Here is a 26,540-nt window from a genome sequence, read left to right as displayed (position 1 = left end):
TATAACACGAGGTTTACGACTGCGCTCAAACGGACATAGTAGGTTACTTTATCGGCAGATAAAACTCAGTTTTCAATTTCTCTTCAGCAACACGTCTGGCATCACTAATGTATTTTTCTCTACATGGTGCATCGCGTAGCTCATAATCGGTATTGATTAACCATTCGTTAAACATATAATCATACACTTGTGCAAAATATTGGTAACTGCCTTGGTATAAAAACACGGCAAATTTCCCGCCTTTAAGCGCTTTTACACCAACATCTCCACTTGGTTTAGCGTCTTTATGTATGGTAAGACAAGCATCGTAGCGTATTTTGTTTGGCTCCGTAAGTTTTGGGTCGTCATAAGGCAAACCAATATGTCTAATCCCTTTTGTAAATAACTGTTGTGCCTTTATTTCCACCCAAAGTTTTTCCCAAGCCTTGCTGTAGTCTAGTTGGTCGTAAGCTCCATGCATTGTGTAATACAGGCATTTTTGATCTTCAAGGTCCAGGATTTTAGGTTTTTTAATGTTGAGTGTTGTTTTCATTGTGTTCTGTTTTTTGATAATGATTTCCTTTTTATTACGATGCGCACTAGGCGAAATTCCAAAGTGGTTTTTAAACGCTTTAGATAATGATGAAGGCGTTTCAAAACCAACACTATACGCAATATCCTCAATGGAATTGTCCGAATACCGAATCATCTTTGCAGCAGTCTCAATACGTATTCTGGTAATGTAAGCACCAATGGGTTCGCCTAATAAAGCTCTGGTGATTCTATGAAAATGAAAAGGTGAAAAGTGCGACAGTTCTGCCAAATGTGCAATATCAATTTTTGAATCTAAATGCTGGTGGATGTATTCCACAATACGGTTTAGATTTTCTTGATAGTGCTGTTTTGCCATAATGGTATCGTTTACTGAAAACAAAACTAAAGGTAAGATTTGGGTTTTACTTTTCCAATCTTGCTAAGTTGTTTAAAATTACGTAGTTCTACGTATTGAAACTTTGTTTTAAAAAAAGTAACTTGCTTACCTGTGCCGAACTTATTTCGGTAACGGCTTATATAAGTCTGTTACTGAGCGTAGTCGAAGTATTAAAACGGACTCATATCACTAAAGTTGCGCAACATTTGAAAAAAAACTATGCCTAAAATATTAATAACAGGAAATGGATTTGACTTGAGTTTTGGTTTACCCACATCTTACAATGAATTCATTAATATTTTGAACTCTTTAAATAGTTACGAAGAACCTAATTTTGACACTATTTATTCGCATAGTAATAACTTTGAGAAACTTTCAGAATACTATAAAAAATTCGATTTTGATTTAGAAAAAACCCAGCTATTAAGACAAAGTATTCAAGATAATTTATGGTTTCAGTTTTTTAAAAACGAGTTAGAAATAGAAACGTGGATTGACTTTGAAAATAAAATTGAATACGTTCTAAATATTTTATTTTCATCAATAAATTACATAAAAGAAAATATATTTTCAAAAGGTTCTCTTTCAGAAGACAAAATCACATACAACACAAAATTATTTAACAACGACATTGAGATAATTCAAGTACTAAATAGCTTCAATATTATATCTGTAGATAAAGATTATACTATCACTTTAAATTTAGACTACTTTATAAAAAAATATGATTTTTATATAAATGTTGACATAAGTGCGATAACAAAAAAATTAACAGAAGAGTTAAATGTTTTTAAACGAATATTCAATCTCTATTTTGAGGTCTTTGTATTTCCGTTTTATGACAATCCAAGAAAACGCTTTGATAAAAACCTATTCTCTACTATTTCAAAACATTATACATTTAATTATACACCAACATTTGAAAAAATTTATAAGCGTATAAATAAAACCAAATTTCTTCACGGTAAGATAGACTCTTTATCAAATGAAATAGTTTTAGGTATCAATGAAATACCAAATGACGATTTAGACAAGAGATTCTTTTTGCCATTTACTAAATACTTCCAAAAACTGAATAATAGTACTGATTTTGAATTTATTGGAGAATATGAAAAAAGAAAAAATTCTAACTTTTATTTTTTCTTTTTTGGTCATTCATTAGATAGTTCTGATGCCGATTATATTAATGAAGTTTTTGATTTTATTAATCAATCTAAATCAAGAAAAAAGAAAATTATTGTAATATATCATAGCAAAAGGTCTAAATCTCAACTATTAATAAACCTATTGAATATTAGAGGAAAAAAAGATATCCAATCATTAATGAGAAACAAGATTCTAGATTTTCAACATATAGAATCAAAAGAATTGAAAACTGAATTGAAAAGAGACATATCGTCATCAACTAGAGTTTCAGTTGTGTAAAAAAAACGTTGTACAATAATGTGTATAATTCATTACTTGTTGTAACCTAATTACAAAAGTCCTAGAAGACTTTCTATCTGTATTTATTTACTAACTTTAGTGTTTAAGCATGTAACGAAATCATTCACAATACCGTCAAGCACAACACTAATTTCATCTATAAATATTTGGCACACAACTTGTTTGTAACAAAACACCACGTTTTACGACACATAAGTAAAACAAGTTCAAAATTAAAAAGAAAATTATGATTCAGTTTAAAGGAGCCTTAGTTCTAGGCACATTAATAGGAGCAGCTGCAGGTGTGTTATTAGCACCAGACAAAGGAAGCGTTACAAGAGACAAGCTAAAAAAAGAAGGTGCAGCCCTAAAAGATCAATTGGTAGATGACTTTACAGAAGTTAAAGACGATTTGTCTAAAGCTGCTAAATCTGGTAAGGACAAATTTAAGGAAGACTTAAAGGACTTTGCCTCTAAAGCAAGCTACAAAACCGAAGAAGCCATTACGTTTTTAGAAAAACAATTAGCTGTCTTAAAGGAAAAGAATAAAACGTATCAGCAGACCAGTTAATACCTTTGGTTGAGTGCTTTTTACAAAGCTCAGCTGTAAAGATTTCCATAGTAAAAACTGCACCATTTCTAAAAATAATGGTCCAGTTTAAAATTATAGCGTTATAAATCCTAACTTTAGGACTTAAAGTATAACACTATAACGACATAGGCCTTTTGAAAATAAAACAATTTATCCTTGTAACACTTTTTTGTGTTTTAACACTTTTTATACTTCTGCTATATTGGTCTGTAAATAGTACAGACAAGATCTACACTAAATCCGTTATCTATAATATTGATAATGTTGAAACCACCAATTTTAGGAATTATGATTCTATAGAATTAATGCCTAGTGATTTGTATAAAGCAGATGAGATAAAAAAAATATTTCAGGGCGAACAATACCGAGCTGCTTGGTCTGCCAAGGTAAAAGTACCCATTGTGTTTTTAGATACTCTAAAAGGTGGTATGACCATTTTAAAAGAAGGAGGAGGCATGCAAACCCATTCTTTAAAATTAAAAGGAGCTGATGGTATAACCTATACATTACGTAGTGTTAATAAAGATGCCGAAGCTTTAATTCCAGAATTTTTAAAAACCCTAAACCTAGAGAATGTTGTTGTAGATGGTATATCTGCCCAGCATCCTTTTGCAGCAATCCTTGTCGCTGAGTTAGCAGAAAAAGCGAATCTTTTGCATACAAGTCCGCAGATGGTTTTTGTGCCTAAACAAAAGGAATTAGAAAAGTATAATGACGCTTATGGAAATCGGCTCTATTTGTTAGAATATGAGACCGAAAGTGACATCAATTATACTAAGTACGATAATATTATTAAGATCGTAGAGACTGAAGATTTACAGGAAATGAAGCTCACTCTAAAGGACAGTCTTAAAATAGATGTGCCAACCTTAATTAGAAGCCGATTATTTGATATGTTAATAGGTGATTGGGACAGACATACAAAACAATGGGGTTGGGCGATTAAAAAAACCGATTCTGTTTATAGTGCTATACCTATTGCTGGAGATAGAGATAATGCTTTTTTTAACTTAGAAGGTGTTATTCCATCAATTTTATCTCATAAGGATGTGGTTAAAGAATTACGACCTTTTAATGAGGATATTGATTATATAGAAGGTTATATTTATCCGTTTGACCGCTACTTTTTATTAAACACTCCTTTAGATAATTTCTTGCAAGAAGCTGAAGCGTTACAGATGCTATTAACTGACGATGCTATAGATCAATCCCTACACGTTTGGCCTAAAACCATCCAAGATTTAGATGCAGAAACTATAGTAAGAAAAATAAAGAGTCGCAGAAATGATGTAAAGACATACGCAGCTAAATTTCATAGCATTATTCAGCAACAAGGTAAGGTTACTGAACCCTTAAAAGGTTCAGAAGATATTACATTGCCAGAAGATTTGTTGAGCTGTTTTGAATGTTATCAATGATTTATTTTTTGTTTTAAATTTTGTTTAATGGCACTCCATTCCGCTTTTAAAATGCCATAACAACATGTATTTCGTCTATAGCCATCTTTCATAATAACATCTTTTCGCAAGATGCCTTCTAGCGTAGCACCAAGTTTTTCAACGGCACGACGCGATTTGTTATTACGTTCATCAATACGAAATTCTACTTTTTCAAATTCTAAGGTTTCAAACGCATACTGAAGCATTAAAAATTTCATGTTTGTATTAAGTCCTGTACCTTGAAATTCAGACCCAATCCATGTCCAACCAATGTGCAGAACCTTGTTTTTCCAATTGATTAAACCAAAACGCGTAGCACCAGCATAAACCTTCTTTTTTTTGTCATAAACTATAAATGGTATAGCGGTTTTGTGGTTATAACCATCTACAGCAAATTGCACATAGTCTTTCAATTTTTCTGGTGTAGAAATATCTGAAGGAGAATAATAAATCAGGTCTTTTTCTTGCGCAATTGTTTCTAGGTACTTGTAGTTGCTCAAGTCAAGCAAAGTAAGCTTTACGTTATTGTTTTCTAGGATTGGTGCTTTCATGCCATTCTATTTTCTGTCATTGCGAAGCTAACTTTTTCTGTTAGCTTTGGCAATCTGTTTGTTGGTTAGGTTTTCAATTCAAAAGATTGCCACGTCCTTCGTCCTCGCAATGACGTTTTTAAACCAAGTCATTAATATAATCCACATTAACCACATGCTTCCCTTTAAAAGGAAGAATAGTTACACGATTTCCGAATAACTCATACGCTCTTTCAGTTTCGGCTTGTATTCTTGTTTCATCTAAATATTCATCCTCAGTACCATAAATCAATTTCACTGTCATTTCTGCGCAGGCAGAAATCTCATCAAAATAGGCAAAATCTTCTGCTGTTAACTCTTTGGGAATACCACCAGAATGTAGCACCAGCATATTACATGGCAATTGTCGTTTAGCCAAATAACGCATAGCCACACTAACACCTTGCGAATAACCAAACACTATAAAATTAACCGTTTTCGGAATTTGTTCTGCTTCTAAAACCGCATCAAAATAGTTCATAATGTTTTCAGTTCCGGCTTCAGTATTATCACGTGTTAGCCAATTGGCACCAACGTGCATTTTTGGCTGAATGTAATACTTACTTGGTGCTTGTGGAGCGATGATGTAGTTGTCTTCAGGATTTAAATTTTTAAAATATTTAAGAAAATAACGACTGAGATAACCCATTCCGTGGCAAACAAACCACACATTCTTAGTGTGTTCTGTAAATTGGTTTAAAGTAGAGTAGGAGTTAGTGGTTGTATAGTGTATTTCTTTCTCTTGCGAATTCATTATTCTAGGTAGTTTCAGTATTTTTGTAAGCGACATTAAAAATACAGTTTTCTATGCAAATATCTAAAGAAGAATTAATCGCCAAGGCCAATGCTGTGAGTAAAAACACCTTACTTGAAACCTTAAGTATAGAAATGGTGGATTTTGGTGAAGATTTTTTAGTAGCAAGAATGCCAGTTACTCCAAGAGTGCATCAACCCGATGGTGTTTTGCATGGAGGTGCAACGGCAGCTTTAGCTGAAAGTGTAGGAAGTTTTGCATCGCATATTTTCATAGATACCGATAAATTCTTTGTTCGTGGTATAGAAATTACTGCCAATCATCTAAAGAGCGTAACAGAAGGTTATATCTATGCAAAAGCAACATTTTTGCACAGAGGACGCACTACTCAACTATTAGATATTAGGGTAACTGATGAAGCCGATAATTTGGTTTCAGTTTGTCGTTTGTCAACTATTTCACTTCCAAAAAACAAATAGAGTTTGGACGAAGTTTCATTTTTCAGTGTTTTAGAAAAGCAATACAACTCGCAATTGCCTTTTGTGGTGTATAGCAGACCTATAAATAACTTGGTAAAATGCTGGTTGCAAAAAGATGATACGCTTCATACTACTGAAACATACACCGAAAGCGGTTTTGTATTTGCACCTTTTGATATTAGGAATGAAAGTGTTCTGTTGCCAGAAAATGATTGTGAACTTTATACTCTAGAAGCAAACACATTAAAAGTTGAAGAAAAGATTTCGGATTTTGAGGCGACTGAAACTCAAAAAAATGCGCATATCGATTTGGTTTCAAAAGGTATTGCTGCCATAAAAAAAGGTGAGCTTAAAAAAGTGGTTTTATCGCGTATAGAAACTAAAGACTTACGTTCAGCCGATCCTCTTTCAATTTTCAAAAAGCTTTATAACAAGTATAAAAACGCTATGGTATATTGTTGGTACCATCCTAAAGTGGGTTTATGGTTAGGAGCAACACCAGAGCTATTGTTTCAGGTTGAAGGAAAACAACTTACAACAATTTCTTTAGCTGGCACACAACCTTACAAGCGTGTTTCTAAAGTGACTTGGACTAATAAGGAAATAGAAGAACAACAGATTGTAACCGACTATATTGCACATCAAATTGAGCCTTTTTCTAAACCAATTAATATTTCTGATGTTGAAACCATACGTGCAGGAAGCTTACTTCATTTAAAGTCAAGGATTACAGGCCTAATAAATGATACAGCAGAATTAAAGTCTATAATCCAAGCATTACACCCAACACCAGCTGTTTGTGGATTTCCTAAGCAAGATGCTAAAGATTTTATACTCAAGAATGAAAATTATAATAGGGAATTCTACACTGGGTTTTTAGGAGAGATCAATTTAAAGCATGCTAAAACCAGAAACAAAAATAGACGCAATATTGAAAACAACGCTTATACAGTTGTAAAAAAGCAGTCTAATTTCTATGTAAATCTACGCTGTTTGCAACTCAAAGACCATAAAGCACTCATTTATGTTGGTGGTGGTATTACTAAAGATTCGGTTGCGAAAAAGGAATGGGAGGAAACCATAAATAAAACAAAAACTATCGGCAATGTACTAGAGTAAAAAACCAAGAGTTTTCTTATTTTTGTAAGTGATGAAGCACTCTAAAATTCCTCTCTCCCAGACCGTAGTTACTTTATGTAAAGTACATAATATTAAGCATATTGTTATATCACCAGGAAGCAGAAATGCTCCGCTTACCATTGGTTTTACTCACGACGATTTTTTTAACTGCTACAGTATTGTAGATGAGCGTTGTGCAGCATTTTTTGCATTGGGTATTGCACAACAAATACAAGAACCTGTAGCTGTTGTATGTACCTCAGGCAGTGCTTTGCTTAATTATTATCCTGCTGTTGCTGAAGCTTACTATAGTAAAATTCCTTTAGTAGTGCTGTCTGCAGATAGACCAAAGCATCTAATAGATGTTGGTGATGGGCAAACCATAAAGCAGAAAAATGTTTATGGAGAGCATGTGCATTATAGTGCCAATCTAAAATTAGATTTAAAAGATGAGCCGAGAAATTCATCAGAGTCTGAGTTGCCAATATTTAAGAGCATTGAGAATAAATTGGAGCGTTTTTTAGGATTTCAAAAGGATATACAATCTTATAACGAATCCGAAATCCATGATGCACTAACCATAGCGACTATGAAATATGGACCAGTGCATATTAATATACCATTTGATGAGCCTTTGTATGATATTGTAGAAGAACTTAGTGTTAATCCACAGCTTTTTAAAGTCCAGGCAATACAAGAACGTATTGATGAGTTTGAGATAAAAAGCTTATTGGATGTTTGGCATAGTGCCAAACGAAAAATGATTTTAGTAGGTGTGCTTTCTCCAGACTCAGTAGAAGAAAAATGGTTACAAGAATTGGCAGATGATGATAGCATTTTAGTGTTTACTGAGACGACTTCAAATTTGCATCATCCAGATTTTTTTCCTGGTATAGATAAGATTATTGCACCAATAGAAGAACTTGAGTTAAAAGCACTGCAGCCAGATATTCTGTTAACTTTTGGAGGCTTGGTAGTTTCAAAAAAGATTAAAGCATTTTTACGTAAGTACAAACCAGAACATCATTGGCATGTAGATTTGTATGGTGCTAATGATACATTCTTCTGTTTAGATAAGCATATTAGGCTGTCTATAAATACATTTTTAGGTGCTTTTTTACCACTAGTTACGCATCATACCAAAAGCGAGTACAAATCCACTTGGTTAGAAGTAAGACAGAAGCGACGTAAAATGCATGAAGCCTATTTAAAAACCATTCCTTTTTCAGATTTTACGGCCTTTAATGTTTTATTGAAAAGTTTACCAAAACAAAGCCAGTTGCAAGTTGGTAATAGTTCTGCTATAAGATATACACAGCTATTTCAGATAAGAAAAGATATTGAAGTGTTTTGCAATAGAGGAACCAGTGGTATAGACGGAAGTACTTCTACAGCTATTGGTGCTGCGGTTGTTACAAAAGAGCGCACAACATTTATTACAGGCGATTTAAGTTTTATTTACGATAGTAATGCACTTTGGAATAACTACATTCCTAAAAACTTTAGGATTATTGTAATTAATAATGAAGGAGGTGGGATTTTTAGGATTCTTCCAGGACACAAAGACTCTGATAATTTTGATACTTTTTTTGAAACCAAACATAAACTATCAGCCAAGCAACTTTGTGAAATGTATGGTTTTGAATATGTCAAAGCAAATGACGCTTTGAGTTTAGATAATGCTTTGGAGACATTTTATGGCAACTCCAAACGCCCAAAATTGTTAGAAGTATTTACACCATCTACAAAAAATGATGAGATATTGCTCGACTATTTTAAGTTTATAAAGTAAAGTTACTGTTAAGAAGTGACCTATAGGTTTTTGATGTGTCTAAAAAATACTTACCTTTAAAGGGACAATTTATTTAATCTAAAAACAATAACAAAATGAGTAAAAGAGATGACTTAATCGCTAAGTACGCAGCAGATTTAAAAGATAAGTGTGGCGTTAATGCTGACATGGATTTATTAACTAAAGTAACAGTAGGTTTAGGACCTTCTATTTACAATGCGGATTCATCAACGGTTTCAGGTTCTGATGAAAAAGAGCTAGAAACGGTAAAAAATAACTATTTAATCAAAAAGTTAGGATTAAAAGATGGTGCTGATTTAGATAAAGGTATTGCAAAAGTAATGGATACTTACGGACAGTCTAACAGAAATAAGTATAGAGCTGTAGTGTATTACTTATTATGTAAACATTTCAAAAAAGAGTCTGTTTATTAAGAATATATAATTCAGACGATACTATAAAAATAGAGACCTTTCTAATACAGAAGGGTTTTTCTTTTTTTTGTGAATCTAACACATAACTTTTTACTTGCAACTTATAACTTATTCCTACCTTTGTAGCATGATAAAATTAGGCGAATACAATACACTAGAAATATTAAGAGATACAGAACCAGGACTGTTTTTAGGAGATGATGAAGATGGAGAAGTGTTACTTCCCAATCGTTATGTTCCTGAAGTTTTTGAAATTGGTGATAAGATTGAGGTGTTTGTCTATTTAGATAATGAAGAACGACCAGTTGCCACAACCGATAAACCTTATATCATAAAAGGTGATTTTGCATTGTTGCGCTGTAACCAAGTGACTAAGTTTGGAGCATTTTTAGATTGGGGCTTGGTTAAAGAATTGTTTTGCCCATTTAAAGAACAGGCGTTTAAAATGAAAGCTGGCGGTTGGTATTTGGTACATTGCTATTTAGATGATGAGACTGAGCGATTGGTAGCATCGAGCAAAACCAATCGTTTTTTAGATAATAAAGAGCTGACTGTAGCTCAGTTTGATGAGGTAGATCTCATTGTATCTCATCCTTCAGAATTGGGTATGAACGTTATTGTAAATAAAACACATTTAGGCCTTGTCTTTAAGGATGATATATTTAAAGATATAAGTGTTGGAGATCGACTAAAAGGTATCGTAAAAAAAGTACGACACGATAACAAATTAGATATTTCCCTTAATCAAATTGGTTATAGAAATATAGAGCCTAATGCAGAGCATATTCTAAACGAACTGCACGATAATAGTGGTTTTTTGCCTTTAAATGATAAATCTAATCCAGAACAGATTAAGGAAATGCTTCAGATGAGTAAAAAGAGTTTTAAAAAAGCTATTGGTGCTTTGTATAAAGAGCGTCAAATTACCATTGAGGAAGACGGCATAAGATTGGTTTAGATGTTATGCGGTTTTTCTTCTAACTCTTTTGTAGATCGTATCTAAACCTTCATATAAATTATTAAAGCAGATGTCTTTCCATTCGCAAAAACTGCTTTCAATTTCAGCATTCATTCTTGTTGCACTATTATAGCTAACAATACCATAAGCAGTTAAGTTTGGCAGTGCTGCCCTTGCATCTTTAACATCGAGTAAAGAAATGGAATATGAATTTACTCTATTGGCAATAATTCCAAAAGGTTTGGAATACCCATAGTAATCTATAAGGTCATTAAGTGTTTTTCTAACTGCTTTTATATCTATATGTGTACCTTCATTAAATTCTACTACTGCCAGATGATTGAAAAAGTGTACGGTACCGACGTCCGAATGGGTTTGTTTTACAATTTGAGATGCAACGTTAGAGCTTGCAATTGTCATAACTATAAATGTTTAATTAATAACTAAATTATAGCACTTTAAAATTTGTGCCAATTATTAGACACAGTGATTTTAAAAAGGTCACATAATACGTTGGAAATTAAATTTTTATAGGCATTTTGATGTGTTTTCAACCTAGTAAAAACGAAACTTTATAGTGATTATTTAGATAAGATTCCTTCAACCCAATCGATTGCTTCATCTAAAGTTTTAAAGGCTTTTCTGTTAAATTTAAAAAAGTGATTTTCAATTTCGTAAATCCGTTCGGATAAACTGCTATATACAACTATTGCGTATGCTTTTAAATTAGGGAAAGCTTCTTGATACAGATTTGCATCATTAACATCAATTGAATAGGAATTTTTTCTATTAGAGATAAAACCAAAAGGTCTGTCCTCATAATATTTCTTAATTAATATTGATGCTTCATAGAAGTTTTCAAAAGTAATATTAATACCTTCATTTAATTCTGCGATAAAAAAGTCTTTGAAAAAATATAAATCTCCAATATTGGTTTTGTGAAAGTCATATTTTCGACTTTCAAGATCAGTAATATCGATCATTGTAGGTTAAAGTTAGGGTTATTTATTCGGGACGTAAATATATTGTTGTATCTTAAAAAATCAAATTTAAATTAGCTTTAATTCATTATTATTAATTCCTTACTTTTGTTCTCAAAATATTGAGAAAAATGAGTCATATAGATTGGAAAACTGCCAAGTCTTATGAAGATATAACGTATCAAAAATGCAATGGTGTTGCCAGAATTGCATTCAACCGTCCAGATGTACGAAACGCCTTTCGTCCAAAGACCACTTCAGAATTATACGATGCATTTTACGATGCCAATGAAGATGTAAATATAGGTGTTGTTTTATTGAGCGCAGAAGGACCATCAACTAAGGATGGTATCTGGAGTTTCTGTTCTGGAGGAGACCAAAAGGCAAGAGGTCATCAAGGTTATGTTGGAGATGATGGTTATCATCGTTTAAACATTCTAGAAGTACAACGTCTTATTCGTTTTATGCCAAAAGCTGTAATTGCGGTTGTGCCAGGTTGGGCAGTTGGCGGAGGTCATAGCCTACATGTGGTTTGTGATCTTACTTTAGCTAGTAAAGAACATGCTATTTTTAAGCAGACAGATGCAGATGTTACCAGTTTTGATGGTGGTTATGGTTCTGCTTATTTAGCAAAAATGGTTGGTCAGAAAAAAGCAAGGGAAATCTTCTTTTTAGGTAGAAATTATTCTGCACAAGAAGCTTTTGAAATGGGTATGGTAAACGCTGTAATACCACATGAAGACCTTGAAAATACAGCCTATGAATGGGCCCAAGAAATATTGGCAAAATCGCCAACATCTATTAAAATGCTTAAGTTTGCCATGAACCTTACTGATGATGGTATGGTTGGTCAACAAGTATTTGCTGGCGAAGCTACAAGACTAGCATACATGACAGATGAAGCAAAAGAAGGTAGAGATGCCTTCTTAGAAAAAAGGAAGCCTAACTTTCCGAAGAAATGGATACCTTAATCTAATTATTTTGCATGAAAGAAATTAAACCATGGCTTTCCGCCATGCGACTTAGAACGTTACCACTTTCAGTTTCTGGAATTATCTTAGGAACATGTTTTGCGCACTACAACGGTCATTTCAGTTGGTGGGTTTCATCATTAGCTATCATAACTGCCATAAGTTTACAGATCCTATCTAATTTGGCAAATGACTACGGTGATACCATAAATGGTGCAGATAATGACGAACGTGTTGGTCCGCAACGTGCTGTACAGAGCGGAAAAATTTCGCCAGAAGAAATGCTGGATGCTATTAAGTTCAATATCGTTATTGTTATCATTTTTACGCTAGCTCTTATTTGGGCTGCATTTGGGTCCACCGAGTTTTTATTTTTATTATTGTTTTTATTTCTCGGAGGTTTAGCGCTATATGCCGCATTAAACTACACTATGGGAGATTCTCCTTATGGCTATAGAGCTTTGGGCGATATATTTGTTTTTGTGTTCTTTGGACTTGTAAGTACTATAGGTAGTTATTTCCTCTATACGCACAAAGTAGATCATCTTGTTATACTTCCTGCGCTTGCTTTAGGACTGTTGAGTGTTGGAGTGCTGAATTTAAACAACATGAGAGATCTCGAAGCTGATGCCAATGTAGGCAAGGTTACTATAGCGGTAAAGTTAGGGATTAAACGTGCTAAACAATACCATTATTTTCTAATTATTGGGGCAATGCTCATTACAGTTGTATTTTCAATATTATACTACGTAGAGCCTTATAATTTTATGTATCTACTGGCGTTTATTCCATTAATAAAACACGTTAAAAAGATACAAGCGGCAAACTCACCAGATGATTTTGACAGTCAGTTAAAAGTTTTGTCGTTATCCACATTTGTATTTGTACTACTTTTAGGTATTGGTTATATTTTGTATTAAAACAGTTTTGCTATAACTAAAAGCTGTACATAAATAATTTTTTAGAAGACTTAAGTATTAATTAATGCTTAAGTTTTTTTATTTTAACGGCACAAACCTTAATTCTAAAATTAATTTCATGAAACATTTATTATCCTTTTTTTTAGTACTCTTATTCGCTTCAATATATGCCCAAGAAACAACCTTAAATATTAGTGAAAGTGCTGAATATAAAGATAAAGTAAAGGCTACAGATGTTTTAACGATACACACCACTCAAAATGGATTAACTGGAGTAATAAGATCTAGTAAACGTGATATATTATTTGATGTGTTTGATAAAGAACTAAAGAAAACACACAGTTTAATAATTGAGAGTAGCAAAAAAGAAAGTTACGTCGGTGAGGTAGTCTATGGTGATGAAATTAAAGTGTTTACGGTGTTTTCTCCTAAGGTAAAGGAGCGTGTTGTGTATTGTCATGTTTTTAATATTAAAAGCGGAAATCACAGTAAGCAAAAGCTGTTTGAAGTTACAGTACCAAAAAAAAGGTTCTTATTTTCAAGTCGTAAGGAAAGGCAAACTAGTGTAGGTATTTCACCAAATGGTAAGTACTTGGCTATGGCAACAGATAATATTAATAAAGACATTAATGATTATGCTATTCGAGTATTTGATGCTACGACTTTAGAGTTGTTATTTGTTAAAAGCTATCAAAAACATCAAGAAAAATATTTTAAGCATAACGATATTTCTGTCAACAATAATGGTGAAGTATTTGTGCTTGGAAAATTATATAAAGAAGGAAAAAAGGAAAAGAAAAATGGTGAAGCAAACTATGATTTTATTCTAAACAAAATAACTAAAGAAAGTAATAACGAATTATCAATAAGTCTTGCGGATCAACATATTCAAAACTTAAATATTACAGTAGTTGATGATAAATTACACTTAATTGGTTTCTATTCTGAAAAAAGAACAGGTAAAATAAAAGGTGGCTGTAATTTTGTAGTAGATGCCAATAACTTTACGGTTACCTCAAAGAAAAATTACGAACTACCATTGGATGTATATGAAGACTTGTTTGGTGATAAAAGAGGTTCAAAACGAAAAGGAAAAGAGCTGACCAATTTTTACGTAGATTACATATTAGAGGATTCACAAGGAAATACGTATTTGTTAGCAGAAGAATTTTATATCACACAAAACTATGTGTCAACAGGAATGAATGGTGGTTATTGGCAAATCGTATATCATTATGACGATATTCTTATTCTAAAATTTGGTGTCTTGGGAGAGTTAGATTGGGGACGAAGTATTTTTAAACGTGCTACTTCTCCATCATATAATGCCTTTGTGAAAAATGACGAATTACATGTTTTATTAAATTCCGGAAAAAATCTTCTCGAGAAAAAAGATGGCAGAACTAAAGTATCTAGAGGTTGGTTTGAGTCCTCATCTTTATACGATATCGTTTATAATAGTTCAGGTGAAGTACTTTATAATAAAGTACAAGATAACAAAGGAAAAACATATTACTTACCATACTACGGAACATACCAAGATGGAAAATTCATTATGATGAGCTCTGGACGTAAGAAAAGACAATTTATGATTTTGCAATAAATAAAAACTTTAGTTATGAAAATTACATTCTACGGTCACGCATGTTTAGGCATTCAAATTAAGGACTTACACATTTTAGTTGACCCATTTATTTCTGGAAACGAAAAAGCATCAGAAATAGATATAGAAAGCGTAAAAGCAGATTATATCTTATTAACACATGCGCACCAAGACCATACTTTGGATGTTGAAGCTATAGCCAAACGTACAGGAGCTATAATTGTTTCTAATTATGAAATTGTCGTGCATTATCAAGGTTTAGGATTAGAAGGCCACCCAATGAATCATGGAGGCTCATGGGATTTTGAATTTGGAAACCTTAAATACGTCAATGCCATACATACCTCTTCATTTCCAGATGGAAAATACGGAGGACAACCAGGTGGTTTTGTCATTGAGGGAGAGCACAAAACCATTTATATTGCTGGTGATACAGCGCTGACTATGGATATGAAACTTATTCCAATGCAAACCAAACTCGATTTAGCCATTTTACCAATAGGAGATAATTTCACTATGGGTATAGACGATGCCATTATTGCGAGCGATTTTATACAATGCGATAAAATTTTAGGCTACCATTTTGATACTTTTGGCTATATAGAAATCAACCACGAAGAAGCCAAACGAAAATTCTTTGATAAAGGCAAGGATTTAATGTTGTTGGAGATAGGTGAGAGTGTAGAGCTTTGATTTGTTAACTTAGCTAACGTCTGAGATATAAACCTGTACTGAACGTAGTCCAAGTATTAAAAGCGGATTCATATAACTAAAGTTATGTACAATTTGAAAACTAAACAAAATGAAAGTAAATGTTTAGACATCAAGGTAAAAGCAGAACATTAAAACACAATCTGCGAATTGCCACGATTTTGTCCTTTGTTGCTGGCATTGTTAATGTCACTGGTTTTTTAGAATTTAAGCAACTGACTACAAATGTAACAGGTCATTTTGCACTTTTTATGAATGATGTAGCTAATTTTGAATTTTGGAAAGGAACAATTTATTTTCTTTATATTATTTCATTTCTCTTAGGTTCTTTTGTGTCAAGTTTCCTTATAGAAAAATTCAAGGAAAACAGAAAACTTAATGTTTATGTTTTTCCAACACTAATAGAGTGTTTTATTTTATTATTAATTGCTGTCGTTAGTAATTATGGGGAATTAAAGTATCCTGATATCATTGTTTGTTCTCTACTCTTCGCTATGGGACTTCAAAATTCTTTTGTGACTAAAATTTCAAATGCTATTGTACGAACAACACACCTGACAGGACTTTTCACAGATTTAGGAATTGAGTTATCGCAACTATTCTTTCCTAAATTTCATCCGAATAGAGAAAAAATTAAATCGACAATAAAACTGAGAATTTATATCATTTGCTTTTTCTTTATTGGAGGAATAATAGGAGGTTATCTTTACTCAAGACTTGACTTAAAATTAAACACTCTAATTTTTGGAGCAATAATTTTATTAATAAGCTTATTTTATGATGATTTGAGGTATAAATTAATCCGAACGAATAGAAAGTTTAAACAAAGAAAAAAAACGACACACAACAATGGCTAAAAATAATTGCTTGTTCTGTGCGTTCTCGGAAAATCCGTTAAAATTTCCTTCATTTTTTTATTTACTAGCTTAGTGCTAACCAACGCAACTAACCATAAACAATACAGTTAGACCATACAACTTAAAATCTACTTCTAATTTTTTTCAACTACAGAAGAACGAGACGATTCATTGTTAACAGACTTCAACCATTCTTCTCTTAAATCATCAGAAATCTTACCAGTGCCATCATGTTTCCAACCAGGTGGTTTAATAAGATAAAGCCATCGGTCTTTTAAAGATTTTTTACCTGTAAAGGCATCTTTAAACATGTTCCACCATTCAATAAATGCAATTTTTATTGGGTTAAAGGTTTTAATGTTGGTCACTAGACCGTATTTTACTTTTTCGTCTTTAAGTTCCGGTTGAAACGTACCAAATAATTTATCCCAAATAATTAAAATCCCAGCATGGTTTCGGTCCAAATAAATAGGATTACTGCCATGATGCACTCTGTGGTGCGAAGGTGTGTTAAACACAGCCTCAAACCATTTAGGCATTTTGTCTATGGCTTCTGTATGAATCCAGAATTGATACAACAAGCTAATGGACATTTGCAATAATATCATTGCAGGATGAAAGCCCAATAACGGCAACCACAACCAAAATATAAACGTATAAAAGCCACCAGACCACGTTTGCCTAAGCGCAGTACTCAAATTATAATGTTCGGATGAGTGGTGCACTACATGCGATGCCCAAAACAAACGACATTCATGAGATATTCTATGAAACCAGTAATAAGAAAAATCATCTACAAAAAATAGCAATACAAAAGACCACCAAGCTACAGGAATGGTGAATAACCTAAAGTGCTCATAAATCCAAAAAAAGACTAATAACACTAATGCTTTGCTTGCAAATCCTAAAAATACATTGCCTAAACCCATAGCAATGGATGAAAATGCATCTTTTGCTTCGTAAGCTTTAATGTGCTGTTTTGTAGTAACATATAATTCTAGCAGCATAGCTAAAATAAAAAATGGAATAGCATACAGAATTATATTAGGAAAATCTGGCATTGTGTAGCGATTTGAGTTGGTAAATTACGAAAATAATTGAGTATTTTTGATAGAATTTATGACAGCAAAATATCACAAATATATTTTAGAGTTTAAGCAACCTAGTGGAACCTCTAGAGGTGTTATGATTACTAAGGAAACTTGGTTTCTTACACTTGAGAAAGCTAATAAAAAAGGAGTAGGTGAGTGTGGTATTTTAAGAGGACTTTCTATAGATGACAGAACAGTTTATGAAGACAAGCTAAAGTGGGTTTGTAATAATATAGGTTTAGGATTAGATGCATTGCTCTGTGAGCTTGAAGAATTTCCAAGCATTCAATTTGGTTTGGAAATGGCGTTTAAATCCTTAGAAAGCTCTAATCCTTTTTTGTTGTTTCCGTCTGCCTTTACAAAAGGATTTGATAATATTTCGATTAATGGATTGGTGTGGATGGGAAGCGAAACTTTTATGCGAAAGCAGATTAAAGAAAAGATTGCAGCAGGATTTGATTGCATAAAACTAAAAATAGGAGCAATTGATTTTCAAACAGAATTAGACATCTTAAAATCCATTAGAAAAGAATTTTCTGTATCCGATATAGAATTACGTGTAGATGCCAATGGTGCATTTTCAGCAGATAACGCTTTAGAAAAGTTAAAACAACTTTCGGACTATCAATTACATTCCATAGAGCAACCCATTAAGCCAAAACAATTTGATGCTATGGCACAACTTTGTGAAGTTACACCTTTGCCAATAGCATTAGATGAAGAATTGATTGGTGTGTTTTCAAAAGGAGAAAAGCAAAAGCTACTAGAAGCCGTAAAACCGCAATACATTATCTTAAAACCAAGTTTGGTGGGTGGATTTTCAGGAAGTCAACAATGGATTGATATTGCTGAAGATTTAAATATAAAATGGTGGATTACAAGTGCCTTAGAAAGTAACATAGGTTTAAATGCAATTGCTCAATGGACTTACACTCTAAAAAATAAAATGCCACAAGGCTTGGGTACAGGAAGTTTATTTACTAATAATTTTCTTTCGCCATTAACTGTAAAAAATGGTACTTTGCACTACGATTCAAAACAACAATGGAAATTTAATTTATAGATATGAACTACATACAACAAGCCTATAAAGGTCAACGTGACTTGTGGATGGTTTTACTAACAACGGCAATAGTTGGTGGTGTATTTTTACTCAACTTTATTTTTTATTTATTTTCGGATCCTTCAGATTTAGATGCGGCTTACGACATGATGAAAAACTGGCCAGCAAACTTTTCGTTGGTTGTTAATTTAGTGCCATTTGCTGTTCTGTTAGGATTGTTATTCCTGTTGGTAAAATATGTGCACCAACGTAGTATTTTGTCATTAACTACAGCAAGGCCTAAAGTAGATTTTAAGCGTGTACTGTTTTCATTCTTAATGGTATGTACGTTTACCTTAGTAACATTTTTTATTGGTTATTCAATTGATTCCTCTGAAATTATATTTCAGTTTAATCCAGGTAAATTTGCTTTACTATTTCTTATAAGTATCATCTTATTTCCTTTTCAAATTGGTTTGGAAGAGTATCTGTTTAGAGGTTATTTAATGCAGCATATTGGTGTTATTGTAAAGAATAAGTGGTTTCCTTTAATATTGACTTCAGTGTTATTTGGAATTGCGCATAGTGCTAATCCAGAAGTTGGAGCTATTGGCTTTTGGAAAATGATGATTTTTTATGTGGGCACAGGTTTGTTACTAGGCATCATGACTTTAATGGATGATGGATTAGAATTGGCTTTAGGTTTTCACTTAGGAAATAATTTATTGGCATCACTTTTAGTTACTGCAGATTGGACAGCATTGCAAACAGATGCTATTTTTAAAAGCACAGCAGATCCCTCAATGAGTTTGTTGTCAGAAATTCTAATGCCAGTTCTGGTGGTTTATCCAATTATGTTGCTTATTTTATCGAAGCGTTACGGATGGAAAAATTGGGCAGAACGTTTATTCGGAAAAGTAACAGAACCACCAAAAGAAGACTATAAAATTATTGAATAATGACTCCAACTTACGATAAAGTACATAACCGATTTAAGTTCAATGGCCTGCATTTTGATCATGAGGACTTAAAAGAAGTAGCTTACAGCCTGATAAAAGAAGGTGAGCCATACGAAAAGGTAACAGGCAATTTTTTAATAGATTGGCTAAATGACGATGATTACTTAATCGTACATACTTCGGGTTCTACAGGACAACCTAAGCCTATAAAGTTAAAGAAACAAGCGATGGTTCATTCTGCTATTGCTACAGGTGATTTTTTTGGACTACAGCCAGGAGATACAGCATTACATTGCTTACCAAGTTATTATATAGCTGGTAAAATGATGTTTGTTCGTGCATTGGTGTTAGGTCTGGAGATTGATTTTGTTGAGCCAAGTACGCAACCTTTATTCGATTATGAAAAGTCTTATGATTTTTCTGCTATGGTACCACTTCAGTTAAAGCATACCATAAATTACATTCATAACATAAAAAAGATAATTGTTGGTGGAGCCATGGTTACCAAGCCATTATTAGAAAAAATTAAGTCATCGTCATCACTTTTTTTTGAAACTTATGGCATGACGGAAACCGTAACACACGTTGCTTTAAGGCAACTAGAATCTAAGGCAGGAAAAAGGCAAGAATTCTTCAATGCATTGCCAAATGTTAAGTTTGCCCAAGACGACAGACATTGTTTAATCATTAATGCGCCAAAATTGGTAAAGGAACCATTAGTAACAAACGATATTATTGATTTAAAATCTGAAACAAGTTTTAAATTGCTTGGTCGTTATGATAATGTTGTCAATTCAGGAGGTGTAAAATTGTTTCCTGAGCAGATAGAAAGTAAGCTTCAGCCTGTTATTAAGCAGCGCTATATTATCGCTGGAGAGCCAGACATAGATTTAGGTGAAAAGTTAATTCTTATCATTGAAGGTTCAATAGAATCTACAGATGATATCTTAAAAGCAATTCAAGAATTAAAAACTTTGGATAAACTAGAAATCCCAAAGAAAATCTATACACTCAATAAATTTTCTGAAACTAATACTGGGAAAATACAGCGTAAAAAGACCATAAAAGCTGTAATTGGGTAGTTAACTCATTCAAATACTTAGTTAACTCATTATTGGTTTTATTTTCTAGGTAAGGCATTTAGTTTTATATCAACTTTAAATGCCAAACCAATGAAAACACTATTCACATTTACACTTGCATTGCTTATTTCAATAGCAGTCCATTCTCAAGAAAAGACCATTGAGACAGAATCCCTAACGCTCGATAACTTTATTACGTTTATCGTTGAGAACTATAGTATTCAAGCGGATTCTACCAATACAAAAAACATAACATTTCTCATTGAAACTTATGCAGATAATTTCAATACGGAAGACAAGGTTATTCTTAAACAAGCTTTTAAATTACTGTCTAAGCGCGTATCAGAAAGCGATTCAATTAGCTTAGTTATGTATTCTAATTTTAGTGGTGTTGCTCTTAACCAAGTTAATGCAACAGATGTTAAAAAACTTCTTTACGTAATTGAACATCCTAAATCTAGTATACAAATATTTGAGGAAGATGGTATTGAAGCGGCTTATGAGTTAGCCAAAGAAAACTTTGTGGAAGAGGCAGAAAACAATGTGGTTATGATACGTATTCCTAATAGAACTGTAGAAGTAGCAAATAATACAGATTCTAATAAAACTATAAAAACTGCTGAAAAGAAAAGTAATGCCTTGGTATTAACAGCTATGGCATTACTACCAGAAATTATCTCAGTAATTAAAGATTAATTATCATCACAAACTATATATTATGAAAACTACACTACAATTGATTGTTGTGTTGCTTATGCCAATACAGCTTAATGCACAAAAGAAAACTGTTACAGGAATTGTAACTACAACTTTTAGTAACTATTTGATTATTTTCTAGTTCCCAACACTTCTATCTGGTTGACGTCTCTGATCGTATTTTAGGTCTTTCAATAAGTTAGACTTAATTCCTATAAAAAAGTTCCAAGAACTACGCGTACTAAAAGGTACCCAAGTAAAATTCATACGCCAACTTAGTAAATCGCGCTCAAAGCGTAGTTGGGTATATGTAAAACCTTTACCCAAAAAGTCATAACCGGAAGATGCTCCAATACTCCAACGCGGTGAAATTTCTACATCACCAGAAAACATCAAGGAATGTGATGTAATTTCATCTTGCCTTCGCGTATTCGAATAATTTGCTACATAAGCCAATCGAACACTCCACGGCATTTTATAGGTATAAAACTCGTTGTTATCCTCTTTTTCTTTATCCTTGTTCCTATCGTTATCACCTAAGCGTTTGTCTGCGAAATCTTCGGTTTTTCCAAACAAATCATCAGTTCTACTATTGGATGTAGCTGCTCGCCGTTCTTCTTCCTCATTTTTTTTATCACCATCATCATCTTTAGAGAAAGTTTCGTTAGATAGGTTATAACTTATGTTAAGATTGGCAGAAGTTAAACGAAATAAACTTCCTCCATTATCAATATTAAACTTATTGATGACATTATTGTTGCTATCCAAGGCATAAGGATCGAGCGTCATACCGAAGTTAATATTCATTTTTTTCTTCAGAATCTGAGTGCCACCAGTAACACGCACAGGACTCCAGTTTAATGAATCTGCGGCAAGATTATATGATGTTGAAAAGTTTAAGTTGTTGAGTAAAAATATTTTTTCTGGCTCTGTTTCTGTTGAATCTCTTGAGCGTACTTTGGCTTCAATATTATTACCTAAGGCAATACCAACACTGCTAGAATAGTTGTTACTTGGTGTGCCAAATAGCGAATTCTCAAAACGCGTATATTCTACTTTACGTACTACATCACTAGTGGTTCCGTCCGCATCTATAATGTCATAAGTTTCATAATATTGGTCAAAAGCTGGACTGATACTATAGCTAATAGATGGTCGCATAACATGCCTTATTGCTTGTATTTTTGGGTCTTTACCTTCTTTCTCAAAATTATACATTCCGTATACGGTTGTACCTATACTAGCACCAAAATTGTAGGTTAAGAAACGATCAAACCCATTAATTTCAATAGGTTCAGAAGTTTCATCATCAAAAATATCGTTTCTCCTTACTGTTTTTAAAGTCCATGTCTCTTCAAAATTGGCGTTGGTACTAACGCTAAAATGATTAAAGATTTTAAAATTTGTAGTTACAGGAATACTATGACGCATTCCGGCTTTGGCATCGTCGAACATTTCGCTTTTTCCAAATAAAGAATCTGTGGTGTTAATACGATATTCGCCTCTTGTGTTTAACTGAAAGTTAATATTTTGAATAGCACCCTTTTTAGCTCCAGACTTTGGAGCAAAAGGATAAACTCTAGACATAGACGCTTGCATGGTTGGCAAGGTTAAATTTATAGATTCAGTATTGGTGTTTTGGCTGTGTGTAGCTGTTAAGCTTAAATTTACACTAGGCTCTCCTTGAAATGTTTTAGAGTAAGAAACAGAAGAAGCTAAAGTATTATTTAAGAAATTAGCCTGATTAATTTGATTGACGGACTGTTGGTAATATTGACTACTACCTAAGTTAACCGAAGCAGAAAACCTAGAATTAGGGTTTGCCTTTGCATCCTGACTGTGAGACCATCTAATATTATATATTGTACTTTGACTAAAATCTGGGAAACCACGTTCGCTATTTAATAAGTTTTCATATCTAAAACTCATGTTTCCCCTAAATTTATAGCGCATGGCGTAGTTGCTCTCTAAACGCAATCCATAACTTCCATTAGTGTAGTAATCACCTAATACGGCCAAATCTATATAATCACTAATAGCAAAGTAATAACCACCATTTTGTAAAAAATAACCTCTATCGTTACCAGTATCTTCTCCAAAGGAAGGGAAAATAATTCCAGAAGTTTGTTTTTTGGACATAGGGAAATAGGCAAACGGAATAGCTATAGGTGTTGGAACATCATATATGTACATCTGACTCATACCAGTTACAATCTTTTTGTTAGGAACAATTTTAGCTTTGTTCATTAAGATGTAATACTCTGGGTCTTCAAGATTTTCGGAAGTTGTAAATTTTCCTCTTGATATAAAATATACTGAATCATTTTCTCTTTTTGTCCGTTCTGCAATTACAGTGCCACCACTTTGTTCGGTCACGGAATTAAAAATGATAGCTTTTCTGGAATCTGTATTGAAAATAATAGAATCGGGTTCTATAACATTTGCACCTTGTTTAAATACAGGCTTTTGTGAATAGCCAGTAGAGTCTTTTATACGACCAGCATAAACCAAATTTTTACTGTAATCTATAACAATGACACCAGAGGTAATTTCCATATCGTCATAGAGTACTTGAGCTTCATTATAAAGCCGTATTCTTTGAAGCTTTTGATTAACAGAAACATAATCCGTTGCCTTGTAAGTAACTGTACTTTTTAAAAATTCATCTTTCTTTACCGAATCTTGTTCTGTTGAGTCAATTTCCTTAGTATTAAGCGGTTTGCTTAAAAGCGAATCTACATTTACTGTTGTACTATCTTTTATTTGTTTAGGAGGAATTTCCTTACTCGCTTTGGGTAATTCTTGTGCGAAGCTAAAAGTGTTGATAAACACTGTAAAACTCAAGGCAAAAAGTATGTGTATGCTATTTGTACGCAATCCTTTTAAATGTATTTTTGTAAAAGTATGGCTCGGTTTTTGAAACGCCAAAAGTACAGTTATTTTTTTGTGTTTATTTTATTAAAAACAATTTAAGTTTAAAAATACAGAATTACGATAATAACGTGTAATAATCCGAGTTTATAAACCGTTAAATTAAATATGCAAACGAAGCGAAAATATATAATAGTATTCTTAATTCTAACATTTATCACTTCTTTAACATCCTTTACCTCATTGCAGGCTCAAGAAGATAAATTTGTTGTGGTGTTAGATGCAGGTCATGGAGGTCATGACTCAGGTAATAGAGGCAATGGATATAAGGAAAAAGATATTGCCCTTAAAATCACTTTAGAAGTAGGTAAGGCTTTAGAGAAAAATAAGGATATTAAAGTCATTTATACAAGAACAAAAGACGTCTTTGTTGAGTTGCATGAGCGCGCAAATATCGCCAACAAAGCTGATGCTGATTTGTTTGTTTCTATTCATTGTAATGCTCATAGTTCACAGGCTTCAGGTACGGAAACATTTGTATTGGGAGAAAAAAATACCGAAAGAAATTTTGAATTCATTAAACGTGAAAATGAAGTGATTTTTTTGGAAGAAAATTACGAAGAACACTATGAAGGTTTTGATCCGAGTTCGCCCGAATCAAGCATTGCTATGACAATTGAACAAGAAGTCTATGTGGAACAGAGTATTGTTTTGGCAAGAAAGATTGAAGATAATTTTATTGGTATGGCAAAACGTAAGAGTAGAGGGTTAAAACAAGCGAGTCTTTTAGTGATTAGAAATACCTATATGCCAAGTGTGTTGATAGAAGTTGGATTTTTAACTAACAATAAAGAAGGTGCTTACCTTAATACAAAAACGGGTCAATCTAAAATGGCGCAAGCTATAAAGGATGCCATTTTATCATATAAAAAAGAGATTGACCAAAACGTTGGGACGCATATTATGGGAGTTGACCCTGAAACTACTGATGCCTTAGAAGAAATTCCATTAGTTTACAAAGGCGTTACTTTTAAAGTACAAATAGCGGCAAGCTCAAAAGACTTAGAACCAAAATCGTATAATTTTAATGGGTTGCCAGATATAAGCAAAGAAAAGGTTGGTAATCTTTATAAATATTATTACGGTAGTACTTCAGATTATAACAAAGTCAAAAAACTTCAAGAAGAGGCAAAAGAAAAAGGCTATACGACTAGCTTTGTAGTTGCTTATGTAGGTGGTAAGCGAACTGATATCTCTGAGGTATTAAAATCTGCCCCTAATTAGAAACATTATTAATATATTTATTCCTAATTTTGTTTTTAACCAAAGTAGAGCACATTGAAAATTTCAAGAGAAGTTAAAACAGCAATATTAGTCTTATCTGGTATAGCGCTTTTTATATATTTATTTTCTTTTCTAAAAGGGGATGACATATTCTCAAACACCCAAACTTATTATACGGAATTTGATTATAATGCATTACCTCCTTCAGCACCTGTTACCGTTAAAGGAAATAGAATTGGAAAAGTTGAAGATATATCTTACGATTTTGATTCAGGAAAAACTAAAGTGTCATTTTCTGTTGATCCTAAACTAAAATTTTCTAAGAATAGCAAAGTAAGACTTTATCCAACAGGTTTAATGGGTGGCAATGCCTTGGCTATAATTGATGCTAATGACGGCCAGTTGGCAAAACCTGGTGACTTTATTCAATCCGAAATAAAAAAAGGATTAATGTCTTCAATGGAAAGAGATTTGCCTAAAGTAACAGAGGGATTAGATACAACTTTACGCTCTGCGGACACTCTAGTAAATAGTCTTAATGCTTTGGTTATAGACGATTCAGAAAATGGTTTAAAAAATACCATTGCAGAATTAAATTCAACTTTAAAATCGTTCAAAAGTTTATCATACTCTATCCAAGGTGTTGTTAATGAAAATGATAAAAAAATAGCTGCTATTTTAGATAATTTTACTGAAGTTAGTAAAACCCTAAGCGAATTATCTACAGAGCTTAAAGAGGCAGGACTTTCTACAACAGTAGAGGACCTAAACAAAACTTTAGAGAGCATGCAAAGCTTGTTAGCTAGTATTGATAATGGTGAAGGTACTATAGGAAAGCTTTTAAAAGACGATGCACTTTATAAAAACTTAGAAGGTGCTTCTAAAGAAATGGAATTATTACTTTTAGATATTAAACTACATCCTGCAAGATATAGACGCATCTTATCTAAAAAAGAAATTCCTTACACACCACCAACTGAAGACCAAAAGAATTAGACCGTT

General features: G+C 32.9%; 26 protein-coding genes. 19 read left to right on the top strand and 7 right to left on the bottom strand.

Annotated features, from left to right (window positions below):
* Positions 1 to 43: 43 nt before the first annotated feature.
* On the bottom strand, positions 44 to 889 hold the full coding sequence (locus tag ACFFGA_RS07625; protein WP_386061995.1) for an AraC family transcriptional regulator: 846 nt from the start codon (positions 887 to 889) through the stop codon (positions 44 to 46).
* A gap of 240 nt (positions 890 to 1,129) precedes the next feature.
* Here ACFFGA_RS07625 and ACFFGA_RS07620 point away from each other — a divergent pair, with 240 nt between their 5' ends.
* The 3 genes from ACFFGA_RS07620 (at position 1,130) to ACFFGA_RS07610 (ending at position 4,345) form a co-directional block, all read left to right on the top strand.
* Positions 1,130 to 2,335 carry an AbiH family protein gene (locus ACFFGA_RS07620; RefSeq protein ID WP_386061992.1) on the top strand — a complete coding sequence of 402 codons (1,206 nt, stop codon included), beginning with the start codon at positions 1,130 to 1,132 and terminating at the stop codon, positions 2,333 to 2,335.
* A gap of 247 nt (positions 2,336 to 2,582) precedes the next feature.
* Positions 2,583 to 2,906 carry a YtxH domain-containing protein gene (locus tag ACFFGA_RS07615; RefSeq protein ID WP_386061989.1) on the top strand — a complete coding sequence of 108 codons (324 nt, stop codon included), beginning with the start codon at positions 2,583 to 2,585 and terminating at the stop codon, positions 2,904 to 2,906.
* A 155-nt stretch (positions 2,907 to 3,061) separates the two neighbouring features.
* Positions 3,062 to 4,345: a hypothetical protein gene (locus ACFFGA_RS07610; RefSeq protein WP_386061986.1), complete on the top strand. Its 1,284-nt coding sequence runs from the start codon at positions 3,062 to 3,064 to the stop codon at positions 4,343 to 4,345.
* On the opposite strand, the gene ACFFGA_RS07605 is transcribed toward ACFFGA_RS07610, so the two are convergent.
* Positions 4,339 to 4,917 carry a GNAT family N-acetyltransferase gene (locus ACFFGA_RS07605; RefSeq protein ID WP_386061983.1) on the bottom strand — a complete coding sequence of 193 codons (579 nt, stop codon included), beginning with the start codon at positions 4,915 to 4,917 and terminating at the stop codon, positions 4,339 to 4,341. The two genes, ACFFGA_RS07610 and ACFFGA_RS07605, sit on opposite strands and share 7 nt — an antisense overlap.
* 118 nt (positions 4,918 to 5,035) lie before the next feature.
* Complete coding sequence (locus ACFFGA_RS07600) at positions 5,036 to 5,689, bottom strand: alpha/beta hydrolase (protein WP_386061980.1); 654 nt, start codon at positions 5,687 to 5,689, stop codon at positions 5,036 to 5,038.
* Between the two features lie 53 nt (positions 5,690 to 5,742).
* Between ACFFGA_RS07600 and ACFFGA_RS07595 the strand changes: the two genes are divergently transcribed.
* From ACFFGA_RS07595 to ACFFGA_RS07575, 5 genes are all read left to right on the top strand, one after another.
* Complete coding sequence (locus ACFFGA_RS07595) at positions 5,743 to 6,168, top strand: PaaI family thioesterase (RefSeq protein WP_386061977.1); 426 nt, start codon at positions 5,743 to 5,745, stop codon at positions 6,166 to 6,168.
* Positions 6,169 to 6,171: 3 nt separating this feature from the next.
* Positions 6,172 to 7,287 (top strand): chorismate-binding protein, encoded by a 1,116-nt coding sequence (locus tag ACFFGA_RS07590; RefSeq protein ID WP_386061974.1) that lies wholly within the window; start codon positions 6,172 to 6,174, stop codon positions 7,285 to 7,287.
* Positions 7,288 to 7,318: 31 nt separating this feature from the next.
* Complete coding sequence (gene menD / locus ACFFGA_RS07585; protein ID WP_386061971.1) at positions 7,319 to 9,079, top strand: 2-succinyl-5-enolpyruvyl-6-hydroxy-3-cyclohexene-1-carboxylate synthase; 1,761 nt, start codon at positions 7,319 to 7,321, stop codon at positions 9,077 to 9,079.
* A 95-nt stretch (positions 9,080 to 9,174) separates the two neighbouring features.
* Positions 9,175 to 9,513, top strand: coding sequence for a DUF2853 family protein (locus tag ACFFGA_RS07580; RefSeq protein WP_386061968.1), 339 nt, complete (start codon positions 9,175 to 9,177; stop codon positions 9,511 to 9,513).
* Between the two features lie 127 nt (positions 9,514 to 9,640).
* Positions 9,641 to 10,471, top strand: a complete 831-nt coding sequence (locus tag ACFFGA_RS07575; RefSeq protein WP_386061965.1) for a CvfB family protein — start codon at positions 9,641 to 9,643, stop codon at positions 10,469 to 10,471.
* Positions 10,472 to 10,474: 3 nt separating this feature from the next.
* Here ACFFGA_RS07575 and ACFFGA_RS07570 read toward each other — a convergent pair whose 3' ends face one another.
* A complete protein-coding gene (locus ACFFGA_RS07570; protein WP_386061962.1) occupies positions 10,475 to 10,891 on the bottom strand; it encodes a hypothetical protein in 417 nt (138 codons plus the stop codon).
* 161 nt (positions 10,892 to 11,052) lie between these two features.
* On the bottom strand, positions 11,053 to 11,454 hold the full coding sequence (locus tag ACFFGA_RS07565) for a hypothetical protein (protein ID WP_386061960.1): 402 nt from the start codon (positions 11,452 to 11,454) through the stop codon (positions 11,053 to 11,055).
* A 128-nt stretch (positions 11,455 to 11,582) separates the two neighbouring features.
* Here ACFFGA_RS07565 and ACFFGA_RS07560 point away from each other — a divergent pair, with 128 nt between their 5' ends.
* From ACFFGA_RS07560 to ACFFGA_RS07540, 5 genes are all read left to right on the top strand, one after another.
* Positions 11,583 to 12,422 carry a 1,4-dihydroxy-2-naphthoyl-CoA synthase gene (locus tag ACFFGA_RS07560; protein ID WP_386061957.1) on the top strand — a complete coding sequence of 280 codons (840 nt, stop codon included), beginning with the start codon at positions 11,583 to 11,585 and terminating at the stop codon, positions 12,420 to 12,422.
* A 14-nt stretch (positions 12,423 to 12,436) separates the two neighbouring features.
* Positions 12,437 to 13,342 carry a 1,4-dihydroxy-2-naphthoate octaprenyltransferase gene (gene menA / locus ACFFGA_RS07555; protein ID WP_386061954.1) on the top strand — a complete coding sequence of 302 codons (906 nt, stop codon included), beginning with the start codon at positions 12,437 to 12,439 and terminating at the stop codon, positions 13,340 to 13,342.
* 118 nt (positions 13,343 to 13,460) lie between these two features.
* The gene (locus ACFFGA_RS07550; RefSeq protein WP_386061951.1) at positions 13,461 to 14,945 is read left to right on the top strand and encodes a hypothetical protein; all 1,485 of its coding nucleotides are present in this window, start codon (positions 13,461 to 13,463) and stop codon (positions 14,943 to 14,945) included.
* 15 nt (positions 14,946 to 14,960) lie between these two features.
* Positions 14,961 to 15,638, top strand: a complete 678-nt coding sequence (locus ACFFGA_RS07545) for a metal-dependent hydrolase (protein ID WP_386061948.1) — start codon at positions 14,961 to 14,963, stop codon at positions 15,636 to 15,638.
* A gap of 119 nt (positions 15,639 to 15,757) precedes the next feature.
* The gene (locus ACFFGA_RS07540) at positions 15,758 to 16,513 is read left to right on the top strand and encodes a YoaK family protein (protein ID WP_386061946.1); all 756 of its coding nucleotides are present in this window, start codon (positions 15,758 to 15,760) and stop codon (positions 16,511 to 16,513) included.
* A gap of 134 nt (positions 16,514 to 16,647) precedes the next feature.
* Here the strand turns inward: ACFFGA_RS07540 and ACFFGA_RS07535 are convergent, their stop codons facing one another.
* Complete coding sequence (locus ACFFGA_RS07535; RefSeq protein WP_386061943.1) at positions 16,648 to 17,574, bottom strand: sterol desaturase family protein; 927 nt, start codon at positions 17,572 to 17,574, stop codon at positions 16,648 to 16,650.
* Positions 17,575 to 17,632: 58 nt separating this feature from the next.
* Between ACFFGA_RS07535 and ACFFGA_RS07530 the strand changes: the two genes are divergently transcribed.
* From ACFFGA_RS07530 to ACFFGA_RS07515, 4 genes are all read left to right on the top strand, one after another.
* Positions 17,633 to 18,667, top strand: coding sequence for an o-succinylbenzoate synthase (locus ACFFGA_RS07530; protein WP_386061940.1), 1,035 nt, complete (start codon positions 17,633 to 17,635; stop codon positions 18,665 to 18,667).
* A gap of 2 nt (positions 18,668 to 18,669) precedes the next feature.
* Positions 18,670 to 19,605: a CPBP family intramembrane glutamic endopeptidase gene (locus tag ACFFGA_RS07525; protein ID WP_386061937.1), complete on the top strand. Its 936-nt coding sequence runs from the start codon at positions 18,670 to 18,672 to the stop codon at positions 19,603 to 19,605.
* The gene (locus tag ACFFGA_RS07520) at positions 19,605 to 20,687 is read left to right on the top strand and encodes an AMP-binding protein (RefSeq protein WP_386061934.1); all 1,083 of its coding nucleotides are present in this window, start codon (positions 19,605 to 19,607) and stop codon (positions 20,685 to 20,687) included. Before ACFFGA_RS07525 ends, ACFFGA_RS07520 begins: the two co-directional genes overlap by 1 nt.
* Before the next feature lie 90 nt (positions 20,688 to 20,777).
* On the top strand, positions 20,778 to 21,383 hold the full coding sequence (locus ACFFGA_RS07515; protein ID WP_386061931.1) for a vWA domain-containing protein: 606 nt from the start codon (positions 20,778 to 20,780) through the stop codon (positions 21,381 to 21,383).
* Between the two features lie 138 nt (positions 21,384 to 21,521).
* Here ACFFGA_RS07515 and ACFFGA_RS07510 read toward each other — a convergent pair whose 3' ends face one another.
* Positions 21,522 to 24,311 carry a putative LPS assembly protein LptD gene (locus ACFFGA_RS07510; protein WP_386061928.1) on the bottom strand — a complete coding sequence of 930 codons (2,790 nt, stop codon included), beginning with the start codon at positions 24,309 to 24,311 and terminating at the stop codon, positions 21,522 to 21,524.
* 111 nt (positions 24,312 to 24,422) lie between these two features.
* Here ACFFGA_RS07510 and ACFFGA_RS07505 point away from each other — a divergent pair, with 111 nt between their 5' ends.
* Positions 24,423 to 25,538: an N-acetylmuramoyl-L-alanine amidase family protein gene (locus ACFFGA_RS07505; RefSeq protein WP_386061925.1), complete on the top strand. Its 1,116-nt coding sequence runs from the start codon at positions 24,423 to 24,425 to the stop codon at positions 25,536 to 25,538.
* Positions 25,539 to 25,592: 54 nt separating this feature from the next.
* Complete coding sequence (locus tag ACFFGA_RS07500; RefSeq protein ID WP_386061923.1) at positions 25,593 to 26,534, top strand: MlaD family protein; 942 nt, start codon at positions 25,593 to 25,595, stop codon at positions 26,532 to 26,534.
* Positions 26,535 to 26,540: the final 6 nt, after the last annotated feature.

Source organism: Winogradskyella pulchriflava (genome assembly GCF_042434315.1).
GTDB lineage: Bacteria > Bacteroidota > Bacteroidia > Flavobacteriales > Flavobacteriaceae > Winogradskyella > Winogradskyella pulchriflava.
This window is presented reverse-complemented; position numbering and strand designations above follow the sequence as displayed.